Raw genomic sequence first — 25,513 nt, forward strand, 5'->3', positions numbered from 1 at the left:
GGTTAATGCTGAATGAATGAATTATTAGATGAGCGAATTTATTGAACTTTAAGATGACAAATTTGCGCATTCTATCCTTCAAATTGAATGATTTTTTCATTAAAAAACGCTAAATTTGCGGCATCAAAAATAAAGCATGATTCATTTCTTTTTAAGTCAATCCGACACGATTTTTGTTTTACAAACAGCACAATCGCTCCTTTCAACTGATGTTCCTAAATTAGAATGGCTTTTCGGCGATGCCAAACTGCAACAAGAAACCGTACTTAACGGCGCTTTTGTTGGCCCGCGCGCTGCCATGATTACCCCTTGGAGCACCAACGCCGTTGAAATTACCCAGAACATGGGCATTGAGGGCATTATCAGGATTGAAGAATTTAAAAAGGTAGATGCCGGTTTTGCCGACTTCGACCCCATGCTTTCGCAAAAATACGATCAGCTTGGCCAAGATATCTACACCATCAATATCCAACCCGAGCCCATCTTGGAGATTACCGATATTGCTGCCTACAACAAACAGGAAGGCCTTTCTTTAAGCGACGAGGAGGTTGAGTATTTAAATTCGCTTGCCAAAAAACTAGGCAGGGCACTAACCGATTCTGAAGTATTCGGCTTCTCGCAAGTCAATTCAGAGCACTGCCGCCATAAAATATTTAACGGAAAATTTGTGATCGATGGCGTAGAACAGCCAACCTCGCTGTTTAAGCTGATCCGCAAAACTTCCGAAGAAAACCCGAACGATATTGTTTCGGCCTACAAAGACAATGTGGCTTTTATTAAAGGCCCAGTTGTACAGCAATTTGCACCTAAACGTGCCGACGAACCCGATTATTACGCGACCAGCGATTTCGAATCGGTTATTTCGTTAAAAGCCGAAACCCACAACTTCCCAACTACGGTTGAGCCTTTCAATGGCGCGGCAACCGGTTCGGGAGGCGAAATCAGAGACAGGTTGGCTGGCGGACAGGGTTCATTGCCTTTGGCCGGAACCGCCGTTTACATGACTGCCTTTTCGCGATTGGAAGAAAATCGTCCCTGGGAAAAAGCCGTTGAAGCAAGACAATGGCTGTATCAAACGCCAATGGACATCTTGATCAAGGCTTCAAACGGCGCCAGCGATTTCGGCAACAAATTTGGCCAGCCCCTCATTACCGGTTCGGTACTTACTTTCGAGCATGAAGAAGATGCCCGCAAACTAGGTTTCGACAAAGTAATCATGCTAGCAGGTGGCATTGGCTACGGCAAAGCCAGTCAGGCGAAGAAACAAAAACCATCAACCGGCGACAACATCGTTGTGTTGGGTGGCGAAAACTATAGGATTGGGATGGGCGGTGCCGCCGTATCTTCGGCCGATACCGGCGCCCATGGAAGCGGCATCGAACTGAATGCCATCCAACGTTCTAATCCCGAAATGCAAAAAAGAGCGGCCAATGCCGTTCGTGCCATGGTTGAAAGCGATAACAACCTCATTATTTCTATCCACGACCACGGCGCTGGCGGTCACCTGAACTGTTTGTCGGAATTGGTGGAAGAAACCGGTGGCAAAATAGATTTAGACAAATTGCCAGTTGGCGACCCTACCCTTTCGGCCAAAGAAATCATCGGCAACGAATCTCAAGAAAGAATGGGATTGGTTATCAGCGAGGAGCATACCCAAACGCTACAAAAAATCGCCGACCGCGAACGTTCGCCTATGTACACCGTGGGTAAGGTAACCGGCGACCATCGTTTTACTTTCCAATCGGCCAGCACCGGCATCAAGCCAATGGACCTCGAACTGAAAGACATGTTCGGCAGTTCGCCCAAAATGGTGATGGAAGACCAAAAAGTAGACAGAAAATACAGCGACCTTACTTATAACGATTCGCAAATTGCTACTTATTTAGAACAAGTGTTGCAACTAGAGGCCGTGGCTTCGAAAGATTGGTTAACCAACAAAGTAGACAGGTGCGTGGGTGGCCGCGTGGCCAAACAGCAATGTACAGGTCCGTTGCAATTGCCTTTAAACAACTGTGGCGTAATGGCCTTAGATTACCAAGGCAAGGAAGGTATCGCCACTTCGGTAGGCCACTCGCCTCTTTCGGCTTTGATTGATGCAGGCGCAGGCAGCAGAAATGCCATTGCCGAATCGCTTTCAAACATTGTTTGGGCACCGCTTAAAGACGGCTTGAAAAGTGTTTCGCTTTCGGCCAACTGGATGTGGGCCTGTAAAAACGAGGGCGAAGATGCCCGTTTGTACGAAGCCGTAAAAGCTTGTTCCGATTTTGCCATCGAATTGCAGATCAACATCCCAACCGGAAAAGATTCGCTGTCGATGAAACAGAAATACAAAGATGGCGATGTAATTGCTCCGGGAACCGTGATTATTTCGGCCGCGGGCAACTGCAACGACATCACCAAAGTAGTAGAGCCTGTTTTGCAAAAAGACGGTGGCGCTATCTATTATATCAACCTTTCTAATGATGCTTATCACTTGGGAGGTTCTTCTTTCGCGCAGATTCTCAATAAAATCGGCACTTCGGCGCCTGATGTTAAAGATGCCGCACAGTTCAGCAATGCTTTCAATACCATCCAGCAACTCATTAAGGAAGATAAAATCCAGGCCGGCCACGATATTGGCAGCGGAGGCTTGATTACTACCCTGTTAGAGCTTTGCTTTGCCGACCGCAATTTGGGCGCAACTATTGATTTAACCGCTTTAGGCGAAGCAGACAACACCAAAGTGCTTTTTGCAGAAAACATCGGTTTGGTATTTCAGGCAACAGCCGATGCAGAAGCCTTGTTAAAAGCTAATGGCGTAACCTATCATAAAATTGGCGAAGTAAGCAACGAAGCCACCTTGAAATTGGCCAACCAGGGCACCAACTTTAGTTTTGACATCGACCATCTGCGCGATGTATGGTTCAAGACTTCTTACCTTTTAGACCAAAAGCAAAGCGGTGCTCAAAAAGCAAAAGAGCGTTTTGACAATTATAAAAACCAGCCTTTAACATACAGTTTCCCTACACAGTTTACGGGCAAAAAACCAGTAATCGATTCGAGCAAGCCACGTCCGAAAGCGGCAGTTATCCGCGAAAAAGGCAGCAACTCTGAGCGCGAATTGGCCAATGCGATGTATTTGGCAGGTTTCGACGTAAAAGATGTACACATGACCGACCTGATTTCGGGTAGGGAAACCCTGGAAGACATCCAGTTTATTGGTGCCGTTGGCGGTTTTTCTAACTCCGATGTTTTGGGTTCGGCTAAGGGCTGGGCTGGCGCATTCATGTATAATGAAAAGGCAAGAGTGGCTTTGGCCAACTTCTTTAATCGCCAAGACACGCTTTCGGTAGGTATTTGCAACGGTTGCCAGCTTTTCATAGAATTGGGCTTAATCAACAGCAACCATAGCGAAAAGCCAAAAATGCTACATAACGAAAGCCATAAGCACGAAAGCATCTTTACCTCTTTAACCATACAGGAGAACAACTCGGTGATGCTTTCTTCATTGGCCGGCAGTACTTTGGGCGTGTGGGTATCGCACGGCGAAGGTCGCTTCCAATTGCCCTACGAAGAATCCAAATACCGTATCGTATCTAAATATGGCTACGAAAGCTATCCGGCAAACCCTAATGGCTCCGACTACAACACGGCCATGCTTTGCGACGAAACAGGTCGCCACTTGGTAATGATGCCGCACATTGAGCGTTCTTTGTTCCAATGGCACTGGGCTAACTATCCAAAAGGACGCCAAGATGAGGTTTCGCCTTGGATGGAAGCCTTTGTAAACGCCAGACAATGGATTGAACAACAAGGCCAATAAGCAACAAAATACCAAAAGCTATCTCCAAAAGAGGTAGCTTTTTTGTTGGCAGACCACCGCACAGGCCATAAGGAGGCCAAGAATATCAAAAATTGCGATTTCACCTCTAAAATGGCTGTTATTTTAGCAATTATTTGTATGTTTGGGCATGTTCAAAATCATCAAACGATGAACAGCTTTGAACCAAACAAAGCCAAACCCTGCCAGGTTGCCGGCCCCAATCAGATATAGATTTTAGCATTTTTGCGCCAATTGTATACAGAACAAGTATGTGCGGGATAACAGGATTTATCGATCATACAGGAACCTTAACGGAGCAGCATCTCCGAAAAGCGTCTGCCTCCATCGCCCACCGTGGCGGAAATGGAAGCGGCTTTATAATCGATACCCAACCCCATTACACTTTGGCCTTGGCCAATGAGCGCTTGGCCACCATAGACCTAAGTCCTAAAAGCCAACAGCCGCTCACTTCTCACTGTGGCAATTACAGCATCACTTTTAACGGCACCATTTACAATTACCTCGAATTGAGGGAGGCCCTGATCAAATACGGCATTGCTTTTTCTACGCTAACCGACACCGAAGTAATCCTCGAAAGCTACAAGCGATGGGGCTACAAGGCATTCGAAAAACTCGACGGCTCCTTTGCCTTCGCCCTGCTCGATAGGAAGCAAAATCAGCTGTTGCTGGCCAAAGACGAAATCGGTGCCAAGCCCTTGTATTATTTCAAGCAAAAAGGCTGCTATGCCTTCGCCTCCGAAATCAGGGCTTTGCTCCAATACCCTATCATTGAAAAGGCAATCAGCCCAAATGCGCTGGCTACTTATTTCAGGTACGGCTATTTTATCGGCGAGGAAACCATTTACCAGCATATCTACAAGTTCAAGAAAGGCATTCTTACTACGATAGACATCCATAGCGGCAATAGTTACGATAGTCCGCTAACCATGCGCAAGCCTCCGCAGGCTGCAAATGAAACACAAAGCGAAGAAGAAATCCTGGCTAAAATTGAAGAATTGCTTACCGAATCTATTTTAAAAAGAAACGTGGCCGATGTACCTATAGGCTTATTGTTGAGCGGGGGCTACGATAGCGCTACAACAGCGGCCATTTTGCAGAAAAACCAAACCAAAAGGATCAAAACCTATACGCTTGGCTTTAAAGACGAAAAACTGGACGAAGTACCGCAGGCACGGAAAATAGCCGAACACCTCAAAACCAACCACCACGAGCTGTACCTCGATAAAAACCAGGCAAAAACGATCTTGAAAGAGCTGCCGGAAGTTTTTGACGAACCCATCGGCGATAGCGGTGCCATTCCTTTAATGTTTATCGCAGCGAATGTAAATAAAGAATACAAGGTATTGCTAAGTGCCGAAGGTGGCGACGAGCTTTTTGGTGGCTATCGGACTTATTCGCGTGCCTTGCAGTTTGAGCGGTTGCAAAAAAGAAAAATCCCGAAATTGGTTAAACAGTTCGTGTTGGGGATACTCAAAAAAACACGACCGCAATTAAAAGAAGTAATAGAGGCCGAAAACCTTTTGGCCAAATACCTCGAAATCAACGCCAGCTTTACGCATCACCAAATCAATAGGTTGCTCAATACCAGCAAAGCGCCTAGCAAAGGCATAGAACGCAAGGCACAAAACATCAAAGACCTGTTGATTTACGACCTGCACAACTACCTGCCCAATAATATTCTTTTTAAAAGCGAGCGTTGTTTTGCCCATTATGGCATAGACAACCGCGACGCCTTGCTCAAGACCGACCTTGTTGATTACTTGGCCACTTTGGATTCGAAATGGTTTATCAAAGACGGCGAACAGAAATACCTGCTCAAAAAAATCACCAATAAATACATACCGGCCTCTTACCTCAAAAAACCGCAGAAAGGCTTTGGCATTCCATTAGCCAACTGGCTTAAAACCTCTTTCAAGCCCCTGATAGAAACTTACCTCTCGGCCGAAAAACTAAACAGCCATGGTTTATTTAACCTGAAGGAAGTGCAAAAAATCAAAAACAACTTCTACACCAATGGTTCTGCCTACAATGCCCAAAAGGTTTGGCTGTTGCTGCAATTCCAAATGTGGCACGAAAGATGGGTGGCCTAAAATAAAAAAGGCGATGAAATATTCACCGCCTTTGGAGCGTGTTCGGAGCGTTACCTTTAATTATGGTGTGATGGTATAATTAATCGGCATATTGTAGCGTACCCTGACTGCTTGTTTGTTTTGTCGGCCGGCTTTCCACTTTGGCGATTTTTTAATTACGCGCATAGCTTCTTCATCGCAACCGCCACCAATACCCTTTACCAAATTTACGTTACTGATAGAACCGTCGGTTTCGACCACAAAACTTACATATACTTTTCCCTGAATGCCGTTTTCCTGCGCCATATAAGGATACCTTAGGTTTTTCTGGATGAATTTGGCCCAAGCAGTCATTCCACCCGGAAATTCTGGATACTCATCTACACCCGTTGCTTCGTACACCTTATTATCTACAGTGCCCTCCGTTGCAGTTCCACCACCCCCACCTGTATTCGTGCTTGGCTCAACCGCATTTACTTTTCCGGCAACACCATCTTGCGTTGTATTAGAAATGACAGCCTCTTGAACCTGTGCACTAGTTGGTGGCTCTTCAATAGTCTGCTCAACCATTTTAATGTTGGCGGTTAGCTTAACCGACTTAACAGGTGCCGGATCTTTAATAGGCTCGGCCTTTGCTGGTTCCTCTTTTTTCGGTTCCTCCTTCTTCATTTCATGGATGGGTTGTTGCGACAGTTCTACCGGAATAACCTTATCGGCTATTTCTTTAGGCTCGTGCTTAAACATTTTAGCATAAATCATGGGCCCTACAAACAGCATGGCAAACAAAGGCGCCACGATCATAAACGACCTGAACAAGATGCTTGCCGACTGCATCCTTAAGGCATAAGCACCATAATCCTTGTTTCTGTTGTTGAATACGAGAGCGAGCCACTCGCTGCCGTACAAATTTGATGAATTTTTGAACATAGCTTTTAGGTTTTCAACTATGATGTTAGTTGGTTTGATATTCCATAAAGCATTTGAAAATATTTTTTTTCCGCTATCAAACTTGTGAAGTTTGCGATAAGATTTGTGAAGTTTTAGAAACTCCGCAAATCTGTCTAAAAATATTTATCCACATCAAATCCCATCCATTTCTAGAAATTTTGAACAAAAAAATCAGATTTTAATAAAAATTAACATTTTTCATCACCAAAAAATCAATAATCATTGAAAAATCAGATTAAAAAATATATTTTTGAACAAAATTTTAAACAAATCCATGAAAAATCTAAGAACGATTGCTCTAAAAGAGGCGCAAACCAGAGTTTCGCCTGAAGTTAAAGCCCCTTCTACTAAAATTTCTGAATTTTTCGGCTCAAATGTTTTTGACAAGAAAAAAATGAAAGACTACTTGTCTAAAGAAGTTTTCGAAAAATTAATGGCCAGCATTGGCCAGGGAGAACTAATTAACCAAGAAGATGCCAATCAGATTGCTTTGGCAATGAAAACTTGGGCCATGGGCAAGGGTGCTACCCACTATACACACTGGTTTCAGCCATTAACTGGTTCAACCGCCGAAAAACACGATTCGTTTTTTGAGCCAAGTGGCGATGGTGCCATCGAAAAATTTGCAGGCAGCGCATTGGTTCAACAAGAGCCAGATGCATCGAGCTTCCCTAACGGCGGCATCCGCAACACTTTCGAGGCGCGTGGCTATACCGCCTGGGATCCTTCTTCGCCAGCATTCATCATGGAAAGCAAAGCCGGCAAAACCCTTTGTATTCCAACCGTATTTGTTTCTTACACCGGCGAAGCCTTAGACTATAAAGCTCCATTGTTAAAAGCATTGGCCGCTATGGATAAAGCCGCTGTTGACGTTTGTCAATATTTTGATAAAGGCATTACCAAGGTAAATGCTTCATTGGGTATCGAGCAAGAATATTTCTTGGTTGATTTAGCCCTATACAACGCCCGCCCTGACTTGGTATTGACAGGCCGTACCTTATTCGGACACATGTCGGCAAAAGGCCAACAACTCGAAGACCACTATTTCGGTTCTATTCCTGAGCGCGTATACGCTTACATGGTGGATTTCGAAAACGAAGCGCTTAAATTAGGCATTCCTCTAAAAACCCGCCACAACGAGGTTGCGCCTTCGCAATTTGAGTGCGCCCCTATTTACGAAGAAATCAACTTGGCTATCGACCATAACCAATTGTTAATGGATTTGATGGACAAAGTTGCCTTAAGACATAACTTTAAAGTATTGTTGCACGAAAAGCCTTATGCAGGCATCAACGGATCTGGCAAGCACAACAACTGGTCGCTGATTACCGATACCGGCAAAAACTTGTTGGCTCCGGGCAAAACGCCTAAAAACAACTTGATGTTCTTGACTTTCTTCGTGAATACCATTAAAGCTGTACACGAACATGCCGATTTGTTGAGAGCCAGCATTACTTCGGTAAGCAACGACCACCGTTTAGGTGCCAACGAAGCTCCTCCTGCAATCATTTCTATTTTCTTAGGTCAGCAATTAGACGAGATTTTAGATGAGATCGAGCACTCGCGCATCAGCAAAAAGGCCAAGGAAGACAATGGACTTTGGTTGGGCATTCCTAAAATCCCGCAAATTTCTTTAGACAATACCGACCGTAACCGTACTTCGCCTTTCGCCTTTACCGGCAACAAATTCGAATTGAGAGCGGTAGGTTCATCGGCCAACTCATCTGCCCCAATGACCGTTTTAAATGCGATTGTTGCAGACCAATTGACCAAGTTTAAGATTGATGTAGACAAATTGATCAAAAAAGGTGATAAAAAAGACGTGGCTTTGCTAACTGTGATCAAAAGATACATCAAAGAATCGAAAGACATCCGTTTCGAAGGCAATGGCTATAGCCAAGACTGGGCCGACGAAGCTGCCAAACGCGGGTTGTCGAACATCAAAACTACGCCAAAAGCTTTGGATGCTTATGTAAGCGATAAATCGACCGAACTGTTTGTTAAAACCAACATCTTCAGCAAACGCGAATTGCATGCCCGTCATGAGATTTTGTTGGAAAGTTTCTACAAAAAGCTGCAAATCGAAGCCAGGGTAATGGGCGAAGTAACCAACAGTCAGATTTTGCCTGCAGCTATCGCTTATCAAAACACCTTGATCGAAAACGCCAAAGGACTTAAAGAACTAGGTTTGAGCAAAGAAGCCATTGCTACGCCATTGGCCATCATCAACAAACTTTCTGAGCACATCGGCGTTGTTAAAACCAGCATCGATGCCATGCTTGAAGAGCGCAAGAAAACCAATACCATTGAAGACAGCCGCGACAAAGCCATCGGTTACGATGAAAAAGTTAAGGTTTACTTCGATACCATTCGTTACCATACGGATAAACTGGAGCAAATTGTTGACGATAGCATCTGGCCGTTGCCAAAATTCAGGGAATTACTCTTCTTAAAATAGAAACTTTACATTTAAGGTTAAAGCGCTCCGAAATCCGGGGTGCTTTTTTTGTTTCGCCATGCCAAAAAATCTTGGTTTTTCGCCTCTGCTCTTATCGCTTTGGCCTTTAGACTCTCGGGCCAAAATCCTATCTTTGCAACAACATGAGCGATAACAGGTATAACCAGCGTGGCGTTTCGGCCTCGAAAGAAGATGTGCACAATGCCATCAAAAACATCGACAAGGGAATTTTTCCGCAAGCATTCTGTAAAATCATTCCGGATATTTTAGGAAACGACGAAAACTACTGCAACATCATGCATGCCGATGGCGCGGGAACCAAGTCTTCGTTGGCTTATACCTACTGGAAAGAGACCGGCGATATTTCGGTTTGGAAAGGGATTGCCCAGGATGCCATCATCATGAACTTGGACGATTTGATCTGCGTAGGCGCTACCGACAACATCTTGTTATCTTCAACCATTGGTCGCAACAAAAATCTTATTCCTGGTGAAGTGATTGCGGCCATTATCAACGGAACCGAAGAAATTTTGGCCGAATTGCGTGAACTGGGCATTTCTATCTACTCAACTGGTGGCGAAACCGCTGATGTAGGCGATTTGGTTAGGACCATCATCGTCGATTCGACCGTAACCTGCCGCCTTAAACGTGATGACGTAATCAGCAATCATCATATCCAACCCGGCGATGTGATTGTTGGCTTGGCTTCTTACGGACAGGCCAGCTACGAAAGCGAATATAACGGTGGCATGGGTTCTAACGGATTGACTTCTGCCCGTCACGATGTATTCGAAAAATCGATAGCCAACAGCTACCCAGAAAGCTTTGATCCTGCCGTACCGATGGAGTTGGTATTTTCTGGTGGCAAAAAATTAACCGATTTGGTAGCCATTGATGAGCATAACAGCGTAACTGCCGGAAAACTGGTACTCTCTCCTACCCGTACTTATGCGCCGGTGCTTAAAAAAATACTGGACCAATACAGAAAAGACATTCACGGCTTGGTTCACTGCAGCGGTGGTGCACAAACCAAGGTATTGCATTTTATCAATAACGATGTACATGTGATTAAGGATCATCTGTTTCCTATTCCGCCTTTGTTTAAATTGATCCAAGAGCAATCGGGCACCGACTGGAAAGAGATGTACAAGGTATTTAACATGGGCCACCGTATGGAAATTTATGCGCCTGTGGCTATTGCTGAAGACCTGATTGCCATTTCGAAAAGCTTTAACATCGATGCCCAAATTATTGGCCGTGTAGAAAAAGGTGAGCAAAAACAGGTAACCTTAACCAGCGAAAAGGGAACTTTTATTTATAACTAATCCGCCACAAGCATATGAAAAAGCCCCGACAAAATCGGGGCTTTTTTTATTTCAATATCATCTCAGTGCTGTTGTTCATCATCTATTACAGATCGGCAAATACCGCAGCTGGCTAAATACATTTCAAACGAGAGGTTCGTTGGTGAAGAACACCAACGAAAGCACTGTCCTTTATCAGCAGACAACTGGAGAATCATGAGCAGAAGACACCAACGAAAACAGGCGATGATGAATACTGATGCAGATTAAATTGTATAAGGCAATTTTCACTTGATGCTCCTTTTGGTGTTCTTCACCAAAAGACAACTGGCAAATGCCAAAACCGAGCTGAATACCTAGCAAGCATGAAAATCGTTGATGAAGAACAACAACGAAAGCACTGTCCTTTATCAGCAGACAACTGGAGAATCATGAGCCGAAGACACCAACGAAAACAGGCGATGATGAATACTGATGCAGATTAAATTGTATAAAGTAATTTTCACTTGATGCTCCTTTTGGTGTTTTTCACCAAAAGACAACTGGCGAAAGCCAAGTTTTATCCAATCTTTGCTCTGAACAGCTCTACTGTTCGTTGCCAAGCCAACTTGGCAGCTGCTTCATTATACCGGGTTGGCGAGGTATCGTTGTTAAAGGCATGGTTTACGCCATCATAGATATAGAGCTTATAATCGATATGATTGGCTTTTAGGGCCTGCTCATAAGCCGGAATGCCCGCGTTGATCCGTTCATCTAATCCACCATAATGAAGCATAATGCTGGCCTTTATTTTAGGCACATCTTCGGCCTTCGGCTGGGCGCCATAATAAGCTACCGCTGCCTGTAGATTTGGATCGTTAACCGCCAGTTTATTGGCCATGCCACCACCCCAACAAAAACCTACACAAGCTGTTTTGCCATTGCCATCTTTGTGTTTCCTCAAATATTCTAATCCCTTAAGGTAATTCTGCAGGTTCTTATCTGGATCAAGCTTGCCAATCAGTTCGCGACCTTTATCTTCATCTGCTGGCGTTCCTCCGAAGGGAGAAAGTGCATCTACGCCTAAAGCCAGAAAGCCTTCGGCCGCCATACGCTTAGTCACGTCGATAATATGCGGATTAAGTCCCCTGTTTTCATGGATCACCACTACACCTCCCAAGTTTTTCTTGTTTTTGGGCTTGGCCAATACGGCTTTCACTTCGCCATCGGCACCGGTGTAGCTGATGTTTTCCACGCTGATATCTTCGCTATGAAACCCAGCTGCGCTTACATAATTATTTTCAAGCATGGGCAGAACGCTCAATGCCAGCGCCGTGCTTCCGGTTAAGATGGCCAGCTTTTTCATAAACTCTTTTCTGCTCAACTGGCTATGGGTATACGAATCGTACAGATTGATTATTTTCTGGTCCATGGCTTCAGGTTTTGCTACAAGATACAAATTATTGATCAACGAAAAGCTAAGGCAAAAAAAATCCCGCTAGCAAGCTAGCGGGATTTCTATGTATGCGAAGGTATTAGTTAAAGTTATAACGGATACCAAATTGAGCATAGAAAGTAGATGAAATCGTTTGAGAAGTACCAAAAGTGCTTCTTACGATATCGCCTTGGCTACTTGCCATAATAAATGTTGGCTTAGTAGTTGCGCTAATGGCACTCACGTTTTGAGGAACCAAAATAGCGGCGTTGTTTACAAAGTTAACATTGCCCCAGTTTCTGTTCAACAAGTTGCCTACGTTGAAAATATCGGCAGTGAACTGAACTGAGTTTTTAGAGTTGCCAAAGTTTTTGAATATTTCTTGGGTCAATCTAAAATCGAATTGGTTTCTCCAAGGTGAAGTTCCACCGTTACGTTGAGCATACTCACCTTTGTGCTTGCTTAGATATTTATCTTGGTTAATATAAGCAAAGAAAATATCGCTTTGCTCTTGAGGCGTATAAGATTTAGCATATTGTCTTACAGTAGTTACACCACCAACTGTAGAAGTAACCAAGTTAGTAGGTACTTGAACGAAAGTGATTTCAGATGGATCTCTTGGAATGTAGATCAAATCGTTTACTTGGCCATCACGGTTAAAGTCGGCTGAGTAAGTATAAGAGAACCTACCTTGTTGCGAACCTTCATAGAACAACGAAACTGAAGTAGCTAAATTTTTCAAGAATTCTTTTTTATAAGATACCGAAGCAATTAAGCGGTCAGGGTTCAAGTTGCTTGAATAGCTCAACGTTGGGATATTCGAGTTGGTTGAAGTTTGCGGGATTGACCACAAGTTCAACAATTGGTCGCCAGAACCGTCGCCAAAGTTACGTTGATCGGTACGGGTATAGGCAATCATCATCGACAAGCCTTGGTTAAATTGTTTGCTCAACTGTGCAGTAGCCATCCAGTTGTAACCGCCTTTGGCATTACCCATTTTAATAACGTTAACAGCTTGCGTACCAGTTGCAGATGGAACACCTGCAGAAGTAGTATTTACCGCTTGTCTGGCGTTTACGCTATTTGGATAGAAAGGTCTGTTATCAGGGTAACCAGCAATATTCAATGGAGCTGGATCTTTCAAGTTCACGTTCATGGCCACAGCAGCATAAAGATCTCTGCCATAGATACCTTCTAAAGTACCTACGATGCCCCAAGGCAATTTGGCGTCAACAGCTAAGCTTGATTTCCAAGTTTGTGGGAAACGCAAGTTTTTAGACATCGCACTGATCGTACTTGGAATAGTAGTACCAGCTGCTCCTTTTGGAGAAGTCAAGTTAGGTGCAATACTAGGGTTGAAGAATGGAGTTGCAGTACCTGAATAAGTTTGGGTGTATTGCAACAAACCAGCATCACCTGATTGTGAAACGATCCATACAAAAGGAACACGGCCGGTGAAAATACCAGTACCACCTCTTACTTGTAACGAACGATCGCCGTTTACATCCCAGTTAAAACCGAAACGTGGAGAGTAGGTAATTTTGTTATCAGGCAACTCGCCAGTGTTCACAGTTGCGCCATTGGCAAAAGTTTGAGCAGCTACCAAAGGATGCGTTCTGATTGCATCTGTGCTTGGATACCTTGCTTGCTCTACCCTTAAACCAGCTGTTAATTTCAAACGATCAGTCACTGTAAACTCATCTTGCAAATAAGCAGAATATTGGGCGAATTTAAAGCTTGGGAAAGCCTGAGAACCATCAGCAGTTAAAGGATAAGTAATCGAATATTGCAATGGTCTTGCACCATTCACGAAATCATCCCATGATTTGAAGGTATAGAAACCAGTTCCAAAACGTTGGAAACCGTTTTTAGTAGTACTGAATTCGGCTTGTAAACCTAAAGTCAAGTTGTGTTTGCCCAAGGCAGCGCTCAACTCGTCGCTATAAGTATAGGTTTTAACATCTCTCAAGTTGCCATAGGTAAACGGTTCATAACCGAAAGTAGTTAACACGTTACCAGCTGAAGTACCAGTTTGGGTGTTATCCAAGATATCTACCAATGGGAATGGAGAACTGTCAGAGTTTCTAGGGTCGTTTTGGTGCGAATAAGCAGCACGCAAAGTGTTGGTAAATTTGCTACCTAACTGAGAGTTCAACTCGGCAGTACCCGAATAAAGGTTAGCTGCTTGATAGTAATTTGAATTAGCAAAAGGCAAACCGGCATTTTGGTTGTTACCAGACCTTACGTTTCCATAAGATAAGCTTCCTGTTACAGCAGATCCAGAAACCGAAGTACTAGCAGGGCTTGGGCTTTGGCTTTCTACTTGGTTGTAACGTACACTGAAGTGGTGGCCTTTAGCAATGTTCCAGTCTAAACGGGCGAAGAATTTTTTATTGTCGCTCACGTTCTCGTAGTTTTGATAAGGACCTGTTTTATAACCGTATTTAGCATCCAAGAAAGAGCTCACTGTGTTCATAAAATCAGCAGTGGTTTTGGTTATGGTAGACAAAGATCCGTAAGGAAGAGCTGGAGTAGCCGCGATCCTGGTTGAACCTGGTGCTTTTGTTTTTTTGATCTCGCCGTTTACAAAGAAAAACAATTTGTCTTTGATAAGTGGACCGCCAAAGCTAGCGCCATAGTTTTTCTCGTCTAGGTTCTGTAAGCTAGCAATGTGGTAATCGCCAATGTTACGGCCTTGTTGATCATCGCCACGCATGGTGTAGAAGATATTACCAGAAAACTTATTTGTACCTGAACGTGTAACCGCGTTTACAGCTGCACCGGTAAAACCTGTTTGACGAACATCATAAGGCGTTACGTTGATCGAGATCTGCTCCAAAGCGTCGATTGAGATTGGAGAACCACCTGCAGGAATGTTAGCACCGATACCAAATTGGTTGTTATAGTTGGCACCGTCAACCGTAAAGTTGTTCGAACGGTAGTTACCGCCACCAATCGAAGTACCATTTGCCTGTGGAGTTAAACGGGTAATATCGTTTACGCTACGGGTAATGGTTGGCAAAGATTGGATTTGTTGTCTGCTAACCACGGTATTTGCACCGCTTTTGTTCGAATTCAAAATTGGGTTGCTGCCTGTACCTATAATGTTAACGGTAGACAAAGTAGAACTGTTGTCTGAAAGCGTTACATTAAGCACGAAAGGCTCGCCTAATTTCAAATAAACATCTTCAAATTTTTGTGGTTTATAGCCCACAAAGCTTACTTCAATGGTGTAAGGACCACCTACGCGCATAGCACCAATGGTATAGCGGCCATCGGCGTTGGTAATTACGCCATAAACCGTACCGGTTGGCGTGTGTGTAGCTTTAACGCTAGCACCTGGCAAAGTCTCTTTCGAATCTTTGATGGTACCGGTCATTGAAGTTGTGGTAACCTGCGCATTGGCAACAACGCTCAAACCCACAAAAGCAAAGACAATTACTACAAATTTTAATAGTAAAGATTTCTTCATACTCTTTTATTTTTTTTCGTTTTGTTAATGATATGTTAAATATCGCCACAAATGTAAATATTAATTTTTGACAGGTTCACATTTCCAATGTTAAATTATTATTAATTATCCCAAAACTTATCAACACTTAACATCAGATCAGCCTGCTTTAACTTACAGTTTTTCAGCATTTTGACAGCCAATAACTTTTGTATTTCTTTTTAGCGCTTTACACCAAGCTTCTTCAAATTGTCAAAAGCTTGTGGCAACATGGGAGCTAATCTTATTTTAACCAACATTTTTTTTAATTTTGACACATTATTTTAAGTTAATTCCTTTTTAAAAGATATGAACCCGGCATAGTTAAAATAATTATCAGGATACATTTGCGATAATTATTTTAATCATCAAAGGCTCCATCTGACAATTAAAAACAAAAAAGCAAACAGATGAACTACGATGTAATTGTTATAGGCAGCGGTCCAGGCGGATATGTAACTGCAATAAGAGCGTCGCAATTGGGCATGAAAACCGCAATTGTAGAACGCGAATCATTAGGTGGTATTTGCCTTAACTGGGGCTGTATCCCAACCAAAGCCCTGATTAAAAGCGCACAAGTTTTCGAATATATCAACCATGCGGCCGAGTACGGCATTGAAGCCGCCGAGCCAAAAGCCGATTTCGCTGCCATTGTTAAACGCAGCCGTGGTGTAGCCGACGGCATGAGCAAAGGCATCCAGTTCTTGATGAAAAAGAACAAAATCGACGTGATTATGGGTACCGGAAAAGTTAAGCCCGGACAAAAAGTTGAGGTAAAAGGCAACGACGGAACCCAGCAAGAATTAACCGGAAAACACATTATTATTGCTACCGGTGGCCGTTCTAGAGAATTGCCAAACCTGAAACAAGATGGCAAAAAGGTAATCGGCTATCGCCAGGCCATGGTATTGCCAGAACAACCAAAATCGATGGTCGTTGTAGGCTCTGGAGCCATTGGCGTTGAATTTGCCTATTTCTATGCTACCCTAGGCACCAAAGTAACGATTGTAGAATTCATGGAAAACATCGTTCCGGTTGAGGACGAGGAAGTATCGAAACAATTGTTGCGCAGCCTTAAAAAATCGGGTATCGAAATCATGACCTCTTCAAGCGTTGAATCTGTCGACACCAGCGGTTCAGGTTGCAAAGTACAGGTTAAAACTGCTACCGGCATGCAGACCTTAGAATGCGACATCGTGCTTTCTGCGGCAGGTGTGGTAGCCAACATCGAAAATATCGGACTAGAAGAAACCGGCATCAAAACCGACAAAGGCAAAGTGGTGGTTGACGAATTTTACAATACAACCGTAAAAGGATATTACGCCATCGGCGATATCGTTGGCGGACAGGCATTGGCTCACGTGGCATCGGCCGAAGGCATTACCTGCGTAGAAAAAATTGCCGGACTGCATGTAGATCCTATCGACTACAACAATATCCCAGGCTGTACTTACTGCTCGCCAGAAATTGCTTCGGTAGGCTATACCGAGAAAGCAGCAAAAGCGGCAGGCTACGAATTGAAAATTGGCAAGTTCCCATTCTCGGTATCGGGCAAGGCAAGTGCCGCCGGTGCCAAAGATGGCTTCGTGAAACTGATTTTCGATGCTAAATACGGCGAATTGCTTGGCGCACACATGATTGGCGCTAACGTAACCGAAATGATTGCCGAAATTGTAGTAGCCCGCAAGCTCGAAACTACCGGCCACGAAATGATCAAATCGGTACACCCGCATCCTACCATGAGCGAAGCGATTATGGAAGCCGCCGCAGCCGCCTATGGAGAAGTAATCCACTTGTAGGCAAAAGCTTAAAGATAAATTTAGGAAGCCTGTTGATGAAGTTCAACAGGTTTTCTTATTTTTACCACTAGGCAAACCCGTTTTTGGTTTTCGCCGATGATCCGTTTTAACCCTGCAAAATGAAACTCTATACCATTAATACCGGCTTTTTTAAATTAGATGGAGGCGCCATGTTTGGCGTGGTTCCCAAAACGATCTGGCAAAAAAGCAATCCGGCCGATGCCAACAACATGTGCGATTGGGCCATGCGCTGCTTATTGATAGAAGACGGAAGCCGCTTGATTTTGGTTGATAATGGCATAGGCAACAAGCAGGACGAGAAGTTTTTTGGCCATTATTACCTGCATGGCGACGATACTCTAGATAAATCCCTGGTACAGCACGGATTTCACCGAGACGATATTACCGATGTATTTTTAACACACCTCCACTTCGACCATTGCGGAGGCTCTATTGAAAGAGTTGGCGACAAACTGGTTCCTGCTTTCAAAAACGCGGTTTATTGGTCCAACCAACAACATTGGGATTGGGCCATACATCCAAATGCGCGCGAAAAGGCTTCTTTCCTCAAAGAAAACATCCTTCCTATCCAAGAAAGCGGACAATTAAGATTTATTCCTACCCAAGACGGCGTAGTTTTTCACGAAGACATCAAAATCCGTTTTGCCTACGGCCATACCGATGCCATGATGCTGCCTCAACTTACCTATAAAGACCGCACCATTGTTTATATGGCCGATCTTTTGCCTTCGGTTGGACACCTGCCCCTGCCCTACGTGATGGCCTACGACATGTTTCCGCTACAAACCCTGAAAGAAAAGGCTGCTTTTTTGGAAGAAGCGGCCAACAACGACTACATCTTGTATTTGGAGCACGACCCCGTTAACGAATGCTGCACCGTACAGCAAACCGAAAAAGGCATCAGGCTCAAAGACACTTTCAAGTTAACGGAAATCTAAATGATCAGGCAAGCTACCTTAGCCGATGCAAAGGCCATTGCTACGCTAACCGTTGCCGCCATGCCCGATTTGGCGATGCAGTTCTGTGCTTCCAACCATATTGACGATGCCATTCGGTTGCTCGAACACTTTATTGCGCTAGAAGGCAACCAATACAGCTACCACAACGCCTTGGTCTATGTGGCCGATGGTGAGATTGCAGGCTCTATTTCGGGTTATGACGGTGCGCAAATCAAGCAACTCCGTCAACCCTTTTTCGCTTATCTCCAGGAAAATTATCATCCTAATGGCTTTGAAATGGAATACGAAAGCGAGCTTGGCGAGTACTATTTAGACACCATTAGCGTAAGTCCGCTACACCAGGGCAAAGGCATCGGCAAAAGCCTCATCAAAGCCGCGTTGCAACACGCCAAAGCCTTGGGCCACTCAAAAGCGGGGCTATTGGTCGACGAGGAAAACCCAGATGCCAGAAGACTGTATGAAAAACTGGGATTTGAAGCTATTGGCCATAAAATATTGCTGGGCAAAATGCACCACCACTTAAGCTACAGGCTTTAACTATTCGTCCCTAAATTCCAAAATATCGCCGGGCTGGCAGGCAAGCGCCCTGCAAATAGCCTCCAACGTTTCGATGCGTACCGCCTTGGCCTTTCCGGTTTTGAGAATGGAAAGGTTAGACATGGTAATGCCAACCCGCTCGCTCAGTTCGGTTAACGACATTTTGCGCTTGGCCAGCATTACATCCAAATTTACGATAATCGACATGTCAGATGGTCAGTTGATTTTCCTGTTTGGCAAAGATGGCAATTCTCAGCACTTCGGCCAACAAAATAATCAATATGCCCAAGCCGATATTGGTAAAGCTAAATCCATTGAAAAAATCAAGATTGATATCAAGGTAGCTATAAGCCTTGCTGTGCATCAGCGAGGCGCTATGCAAACTGGGATGCTGCAATATAGAACCATTGACCATGCTGACCACAAAGTTGAAAACTTCATTGCCAATCAGCAGCCATCCGAGGGATGCCACCAGCTTAAAGCTACGCTGCTCAAAGATTTCGTTGTCCATATAGCGGTTGGTCAGCTTAATCAGCACCAAAAAGAACAAAGCCGTAACGATGTAGTGTACCTGCGAGCTTATCGCCCAAAAGAGATTGTGTTTCCAATTATTCGATTTAACGACAACGCTTACAGAACTAGGCACATATAACCTACTGGAAACTTCGATGCCTTTGGTGTCAAACACTTCGAACCTGTTGATGATTTTTTCGGAAATGGTGTCTTTGGCGGTCAGTTCGTACTTGAAAGGCAACAAATCGTCTTTATAGACCCGATGTTCCCCGTTGTTATAATAAACAATCGTATCTGGGATATTCATGCTAAGCCCTGCCGGCAAGGCATAGCCTTCTCGCGCATCTCCAAACGACCAATCATCTCCTTTGATATAAGGCTTTAAGCCAAACACCCTGATCAAAATACTTAACACAATAGCCAATACGGCAAAGAGAAATCCAAACTGGAGAAAAAGCCTGATGAAACGGGCCAGCAAAAAATATTTAACGGTTTTCATTTTTAGTTAGATGGTTAAACGTTGTTCTTCTTTAATTTTCGCACCGGTTAAAAATACCTGGGCCACTCCCATAATGATCAGTCCCGTGAGTACAAATCTTTCAAAAATGCTAACCAGGTTCATTGTAGAGGCTTTTAACATAAACTGATTATCATTTTGCATAGAAGCCACCATCAACATCAAGTTGAAGCACAAAGCCAAGCCCGCCAAAATCAGGTATAAAGCGGAAATCCTCTTGATCATGGAAACCTGATTCATTTGAAACACGCCATCTTCCAATATCGATTGAATGATTTTTCTAACCTGAAAAAGTACTATGCCATAAAATATCCCGCTCGCAATCATCAAAAAAGTACTGAAAAAAGTCATGGTCCTTAACTGCGACAACAGCTTTTTTGAGCTTTCCGAAACATAGGGCAAGTCGACAGCATTTTTTGTCATGAAAAGAGTGGCAACAACAGACACTACAATCAGAATGAGGGCTACGTCAATTGATTTGATTAACCAACGAAGCACTTTTGGGTTTGTTTCCATAGTTTTAGGGGTCTATTTTTATAGTTAAATGGTCAATTCCTCTTCTTTTTTCAGTTGTACCGATAGCCCAACACAAGCAAAAACATCCACACCTGTCGGCAATTAAGGACTGCCAGCCCCACTCATCAAAGTCAATTTGTTGTCAGTTAATTAATCTTGATGTCATCTTTGACAGCCCCCGCCCAACTTTCGAATATTTTTGAAATACTTAAACAAAATATTCTCTTGCAAATAGAAATAATATTTATTAAAAAACAAAATGTTTTTATTGTAAATCAATAAATATTTATTCCACTAGGGAAAACAACCAGGTTTACTGACAATTATAATTTGGAATGATTTTTGTAGTCAAGTATTTGTTAAAAAATAGGTCGTAAAGCCTAACATTTTCAGCATTTTACCCTTTCGTACTGTATATTTTTTTGTATTTTTGCAGCTTCGATACTATATTTCAGAGGACTAAAACACATAAATGAGACAACTCAAAATAACCCAATCCATTACCAACCGCGAAAGTCAATCATTAGACAAATACTTGCACGAGATTGGAAAAGTAGATTTAATTACCGCAGAAGAAGAAGTAATATTAGCACGTAAAATACGTGAAGGCGACCAAGCCGCTTTAGAGCGCTTGACCAAAACCAACTTACGTTTCGTGGTGTCGGTAGCTAAACAGTATCAAAACCAAGGCCTAACCCTAGGCGATTTAATTAACGAAGGCAATCTGGGCCTGATCAAAGCCGCCAAGCGTTTTGACGAGACCAAGGGCTTCAAATTCATTTCTTACGCCGTTTGGTGGATCCGCCAGTCGATTTTGCAGGCTATCGCCGAGCAGAGCCGTATTGTGCGTTTGCCGTTAAACCAGGTAGGTTCATTGAGCAAAATCAGCAAGGCCTTCTCTAAACTGGAGCAGGAATATGAGCGCGAGCCTTCGCCTGAAGAATTGGCAGATATTTTAGAAACCACTGTAGATAAGATTTCCGACACGCTGAGCAATTCGGGTCGCCACGTATCGATGGACGCACCGTTTGTACAGGGCGAAGAAAATACCTTGTTAGACGTATTGGAAAACCACGAGCCGAATACCGACAGCAATTTGATCAACGAATCGCTTTCTGAAGAAATCAAACGCTCGTTGTCTACCCTTACCGAGCGTGAACGCGAAATCATCGTGTTGTTCTTCGGCTTGAGCACCAACCATCCGCTTTCGTTGGAAGAAATCGGCGAGAAATTTAACCTGACCCGCGAACGTGTACGTCAGATCAAAGACAAGGCCCTGCAACGCCTGCGCCATACGTCAAGAAGCAAAATCTTAAAATCTTATTTGGGATAACATTCCGCTCGTGCTGACGAACTTAGCACAAAAAATAAGCAAGATATAATTAGAAAAAGATTGGGTACTCGCCCGATCTTTTTTACTTTTGTGGCTTTCTAACCAAATCAAATTTCTTGTATGTTAAACAAATATCAATCAGAGTTTCAAAACTGGATTGAAAAGGAGAAAAAAGCGCTCGAGCTCATCAGCGCAGTGGGGCACCTATGGTTTGATCGGTCTATCGAACTTGTCCTTTTCCGTAAACCCCTATTCGATGTAGGAAGCAGCGAAATCTTGGCTTACCACCAGTATGCCAAAGAAGTAAGTGGAAAAGACATTTCCATTTACGAAACGCTCGAACTGGCCTTGACCATTTCGAAATGCAACATTGCTCCCTCGCGCATAGACGTTGGCCGTTTGGCAGCCGAGTGGCTCGACGAAAACAACAGCCATTCTTCTATGCACGATTTCATCATCAGCAAATTGGGCAACCACATCGGCAAAGACAAAATCAGCCTCAAACCCAAAGACGTAGTGCTTTATGGTTTTGGCCGCATTGGCCGCATTGCTGCCCGCGAACTGATTGTACAGGCTGGCAAAGGCGAACAACTGCGTTTAAGGGCTATTGTTACCCGCAGCTATAGCGACGAGGAACTGATTAAAAGAGCCGAACTGTTGCGTACCGATTCGATACATGGTCCTTTTAACGGCACCATTATCGAGGATTTTGAGAACAAGGCATTGATTGTAAACGGACAAACCATTTACATCATCGTGGCCAAAAACCCTGAGGACGTTGATTATACGGCCTACGACATCCACGATGCTTTGTTGATTGACAATACCGGCGTTTTCCGCGACCACGATGGCTTGGGAAGACACCTGAACGCCAAAGGCATTGCCAAGGTTTTGCTAACCGCTCCGGCCAAAGGCGATATCCCGAATATCGTAACCGGCATTAACGATGCTGATTTTAACTACGAAACCGAAAATATCTTTTCTAATGCTTCTTGTACCACCAATGCCATTGTGCCGGTACTTAAGGTTATAGACAGTGCTTTTGGTATTGAAAAAGGACATATCGAAACAGTCCATTCGTACACCAACGACCAAAACCTGTTGGACAACTATCATAAAAAATACCGTCGCGGACGTTCTGCCGCATTAAACCTGGTGATTACCGAAACTGGTGCAGACAAGGCGGTTGCTAAGGTTATTCCGCATTTGGGTGGCAAACTAACCGGCAATGCGGTACGCGTACCTACACCAAACGTTTCATTGGCCATTTTAAACCTTTCTTTAGACAAAACCACCTCGAAAGAAGAGGTAGAAAGTGTACTTAAACAGGCTTCTCTTTTTGGCGATTTGTCTGAACAGCTGGAATATTCGATTTCGAACGAGCTGGTAAGCACCGACTTGATCGGCAACAGCCACGCTTCGATTGTTGATGGCCCGGCTACCATTATTGCCCGCGACAACAAATCCATCGTACTTTATACCTGGTACGACAACGAATATGGCTACACCCGTCAGGTAATCCGCTTGGCCAAAAAATTGGCTGGCGTAGTAAGGCTGACCTATTATTAGTCGTTTCTCACATTTGAAATGTGAGATTTGAGCGGTGAGATTTGAGCTAAATACGGTAATATTTTACTGCCGTAGGCCTCAAATCTCACCGCTCTTTTGTAAAATCTTTTATCTTTATAGCTGATCAATCTCCGTTTCATGAAACTTCCTCTATTTCAGGTCGATGCTTTTACCGATCGGCTTTTCGGTGGCAATCCGGCTGCTGTTGTTCCTTTAGCAACATGGTTACCCGCCCCAGAAATGCAAAAGATAGCTGCCGAAAACAATTTGGCCGAAACCGCTTTCTTTGTACCCCAGGGCGATAGCTTTGAACTGCGCTGGTTTACGCCCGAACTGGAAATAGATTTATGTGGCCATGCTACTTTGGCTACGGCGCACATTCTTTTTACCGAATTGGGCCATCGCGAATCGCACATCCATTTCCACACGCTAAAGGCAGGAACCCTAACCGTAACCAGAAACGAGAATTTATATACGCTTGATTTTCCGTCGAGACCTGTAATGGATTGCCAAATACCCGAAGGCCTCTTAGCTGCAATGGGTGGCAAGCCCCCGATTGAAGTATGGAACTCGAGAGACTACCTGCTGGTTTACGAGAGCGAAGCCGACGTGCTGGCCTTAAAACCCGATTTTGTGGCTTTGGGCAAAATAGACATGATGGGTGTGATTGCCACGGCAAAAGGCGACCACAGCGATTTTGTGTCGCGCTTTTTCATTCCCGCAGCGGGTGTTAACGAAGATCCGGTTACCGGTTCGGCCCATTGCAACCTCATCCCCTATTGGGCATCGAAACTGGGCAAAACCCAATTGCACGCCTATCAGGTATCGGCCAGGCGGGGCGAACTGTGGTGCGAACTTAAGGACGACCGCGTATTGATGTCGGGCAAGGCGGTGACTTATCTTAAGGGGGAGATTTATGTTTAGTTCATTGGTTCACTTGTTCATTGGCTCATTAGTTCATTGGTTCATTAGCTGATTAGAGCATTAGTTGTTTGTAAGGACAATACCCTAGGCATCTAAACTATGGGCCATCGACAATGGACTATTAACTATGGGCTATCGACTATTAACCATGGACTATTAACTATCGCCTAAAAAAATGCTTTCCCTGTAACTAATCGGCTCCAAAATTGTCTATTAGGTATATAAATTCCTTAGGTTATGGATGCGATACTCACTTGGACAAAAGGCTTTTTCGAAAGCAACTACCAAATCTTCAGCAACGGACAGATTAAAAACAGCCTGCTTTTCAACACTTGGAAAAACGAGGCCCAAGGCATAGGCACCAGCCAGAGTTATTATTTCAGAACCTCGGGCTTTTTGAACCCAACTACGCAAATCTTCAATCAGCAACAAGAGCTGATCGGCACCATCAACTATAATTCATGGCAAACCAAGGCCACGATCAACATGAGCTCTGGCGAACAGTTTATGTGGAATTTTACTAATGGCTGGTATTCTAAATGGGCAGTCGGCAGTTTTCAGGGCAAACAGATCTTGTTTGACTCGAACAGCAGCAGCGGGGTTATCAGCACCAATACCGACGATGAAGTACTTTTATTGATCGGGCTTTTTATCAGGGAATTCCACTCGCGTTTGTTTATCTTTTTGATCCTGATTATCCTCATCCCGATTATTCTCCATTAAAAATGGCTCACGCCACCGCTTACCACCAGTTTCATGGCATCGGCAGCACTCATGTTTAAAGGCTTGATCTTGTCTTTGCTTACAATATAAACTTGTCCGGCAAAAGAATACGAAAACGGAAAATAAACAATGGCTTCGCCCGGCAGATCGAGCTTGCTTAAATCGCTTTGCGTTAAAAACCCGATTTTTTTCAGGTTGCCTTCTGCTTCTACCAGTACCGGATGGTTAAACTTCTTCTCGTCGCCCACAAAGGCTTCGGTCAGGTCTTTAATGGATGAAAAGATAAAATTGATGAGAGGCAAACGGTTCAACATGCGTTGAAACCAGTTATACATGGGCTCGGTAACGAAATTGGTAACAAAGATACCGGCCATCAAAATAATGGCGATAACCAAGGCCAGGCCCAGGCCCGGAATATTGCGGTTGGCGCCCGTAGCCGGATTGATGCCCAGAAAATTATTGAGGTTTAACCAACTGTCGACCGTAGTAACTGCCCAAACCACGATAAAAATGCTCAGCGCAATAGGCACTACAACCAACAAACCTTTAATCAGGTAATTTAAGAGAGCTTTTCCGATCTTGTTCATAACGCAAAG

At 43.9% G+C, this 25,513-nt stretch carries 18 protein-coding genes; 11 read left to right on the plus strand and 7 right to left on the minus strand.

From position 1 onward, the window contains the following. Nucleotides 1-136 precede the first annotated feature (136 nt). Both purL and asnB read left to right on the plus strand, forming a co-directional pair. Nucleotides 137-3,802: a phosphoribosylformylglycinamidine synthase gene (purL, locus tag VRU48_RS06260; RefSeq protein ID WP_330107064.1), complete on the plus strand. Its 3,666-nt coding sequence runs from the start codon at nucleotides 137-139 to the stop codon at nucleotides 3,800-3,802. Nucleotides 3,803-4,071: 269 nt separating this feature from the next. Next, nucleotides 4,072-5,913: an asparagine synthase (glutamine-hydrolyzing) gene (gene asnB, locus VRU48_RS06265; protein WP_330107065.1), complete on the plus strand. Its 1,842-nt coding sequence runs from the start codon at nucleotides 4,072-4,074 to the stop codon at nucleotides 5,911-5,913. 60 nt (nucleotides 5,914-5,973) lie between these two features. On the opposite strand, the gene VRU48_RS06270 is transcribed toward asnB, so the two are convergent. Then, entirely contained in the window at nucleotides 5,974-6,819 is an 846-nt protein-coding gene (locus VRU48_RS06270) for an energy transducer TonB (protein ID WP_330107066.1), read from the minus strand. Nucleotides 6,820-7,114: 295 nt separating this feature from the next. Between VRU48_RS06270 and VRU48_RS06275 the strand changes: the two genes are divergently transcribed. Both VRU48_RS06275 and VRU48_RS06280 read left to right on the plus strand, forming a co-directional pair. After that, nucleotides 7,115-9,298 carry a glutamine synthetase III family protein gene (locus VRU48_RS06275; protein ID WP_330107067.1) on the plus strand — a complete coding sequence of 728 codons (2,184 nt, stop codon included), beginning with the start codon at nucleotides 7,115-7,117 and terminating at the stop codon, nucleotides 9,296-9,298. A 143-nt stretch (nucleotides 9,299-9,441) separates the two neighbouring features. Further along, a complete protein-coding gene (locus VRU48_RS06280) occupies nucleotides 9,442-10,623 on the plus strand; it encodes an AIR synthase related protein (protein ID WP_330107068.1) in 1,182 nt (393 codons plus the stop codon). Nucleotides 10,624-11,161: 538 nt separating this feature from the next. On the opposite strand, the gene VRU48_RS06285 is transcribed toward VRU48_RS06280, so the two are convergent. After that, nucleotides 11,162-12,013 carry a dienelactone hydrolase family protein gene (locus VRU48_RS06285; RefSeq protein WP_330107069.1) on the minus strand — a complete coding sequence of 284 codons (852 nt, stop codon included), beginning with the start codon at nucleotides 12,011-12,013 and terminating at the stop codon, nucleotides 11,162-11,164. Nucleotides 12,014-12,116: 103 nt separating this feature from the next. Continuing rightward, entirely contained in the window at nucleotides 12,117-15,488 is a 3,372-nt protein-coding gene (locus VRU48_RS06290; RefSeq protein ID WP_330107070.1) for a TonB-dependent receptor, read from the minus strand. Nucleotides 15,489-15,916: 428 nt separating this feature from the next. On the opposite strand from VRU48_RS06290, the gene lpdA reads away from it, so the two are divergent. The 3 genes from lpdA (at nucleotide 15,917) to VRU48_RS06305 (ending at nucleotide 18,822) form a co-directional block, all read left to right on the plus strand. Next, nucleotides 15,917-17,305: a dihydrolipoyl dehydrogenase gene (lpdA, locus tag VRU48_RS06295; protein ID WP_330107071.1), complete on the plus strand. Its 1,389-nt coding sequence runs from the start codon at nucleotides 15,917-15,919 to the stop codon at nucleotides 17,303-17,305. A 119-nt stretch (nucleotides 17,306-17,424) separates the two neighbouring features. Then, nucleotides 17,425-18,264 (plus strand): MBL fold metallo-hydrolase, encoded by an 840-nt coding sequence (locus VRU48_RS06300; protein ID WP_330107072.1) that lies wholly within the window; start codon nucleotides 17,425-17,427, stop codon nucleotides 18,262-18,264. Continuing rightward, complete coding sequence (locus VRU48_RS06305) at nucleotides 18,265-18,822, plus strand: GNAT family N-acetyltransferase (RefSeq protein WP_330107073.1); 558 nt, start codon at nucleotides 18,265-18,267, stop codon at nucleotides 18,820-18,822. Here the strand turns inward: VRU48_RS06305 and VRU48_RS06310 are convergent, their stop codons facing one another. The 3 genes from VRU48_RS06310 to VRU48_RS06320 are packed head-to-tail and all read right to left on the minus strand — an operon-like array spanning nucleotide 18,823 to nucleotide 20,368. After that, entirely contained in the window at nucleotides 18,823-19,029 is a 207-nt protein-coding gene (locus tag VRU48_RS06310) for a helix-turn-helix domain-containing protein (RefSeq protein ID WP_199141420.1), read from the minus strand. A 1-nt stretch (nucleotide 19,030) separates the two neighbouring features. Further along, complete coding sequence (locus tag VRU48_RS06315) at nucleotides 19,031-19,834, minus strand: DUF2975 domain-containing protein (RefSeq protein WP_330107074.1); 804 nt, start codon at nucleotides 19,832-19,834, stop codon at nucleotides 19,031-19,033. Between the two features lie 6 nt (nucleotides 19,835-19,840). Beyond that, nucleotides 19,841-20,368, minus strand: a complete 528-nt coding sequence (locus VRU48_RS06320) for a DUF2975 domain-containing protein (protein WP_330107075.1) — start codon at nucleotides 20,366-20,368, stop codon at nucleotides 19,841-19,843. A gap of 472 nt (nucleotides 20,369-20,840) precedes the next feature. Between VRU48_RS06320 and VRU48_RS06325 the strand changes: the two genes are divergently transcribed. From VRU48_RS06325 to VRU48_RS06340, 4 genes are all read left to right on the plus strand, one after another. Beyond that, entirely contained in the window at nucleotides 20,841-21,701 is an 861-nt protein-coding gene (locus VRU48_RS06325) for a sigma-70 family RNA polymerase sigma factor (protein WP_055130013.1), read from the plus strand. A gap of 120 nt (nucleotides 21,702-21,821) precedes the next feature. After that, nucleotides 21,822-23,270, plus strand: coding sequence for a glyceraldehyde-3-phosphate dehydrogenase (locus VRU48_RS06330; RefSeq protein ID WP_330107076.1), 1,449 nt, complete (start codon nucleotides 21,822-21,824; stop codon nucleotides 23,268-23,270). Nucleotides 23,271-23,408: 138 nt separating this feature from the next. Beyond that, nucleotides 23,409-24,194 carry a PhzF family phenazine biosynthesis protein gene (locus tag VRU48_RS06335; RefSeq protein WP_330107077.1) on the plus strand — a complete coding sequence of 262 codons (786 nt, stop codon included), beginning with the start codon at nucleotides 23,409-23,411 and terminating at the stop codon, nucleotides 24,192-24,194. Nucleotides 24,195-24,431: 237 nt separating this feature from the next. Next, the gene (locus tag VRU48_RS06340; protein ID WP_330107078.1) at nucleotides 24,432-24,917 is read left to right on the plus strand and encodes a hypothetical protein; all 486 of its coding nucleotides are present in this window, start codon (nucleotides 24,432-24,434) and stop codon (nucleotides 24,915-24,917) included. Here the strand turns inward: VRU48_RS06340 and VRU48_RS06345 are convergent. Then, nucleotides 24,914-25,504 (minus strand): DUF502 domain-containing protein, encoded by a 591-nt coding sequence (locus VRU48_RS06345; RefSeq protein ID WP_330107079.1) that lies wholly within the window; start codon nucleotides 25,502-25,504, stop codon nucleotides 24,914-24,916. The genes VRU48_RS06340 and VRU48_RS06345 overlap by 4 nt on opposite strands. Between the last annotated feature and the right edge of the window lie 9 nt (nucleotides 25,505-25,513).

Origin of the sequence: Pedobacter albus (assembly GCF_036324255.1) — a bacterium.
GTDB lineage: Bacteria > Bacteroidota > Bacteroidia > Sphingobacteriales > Sphingobacteriaceae > Pedobacter > Pedobacter albus.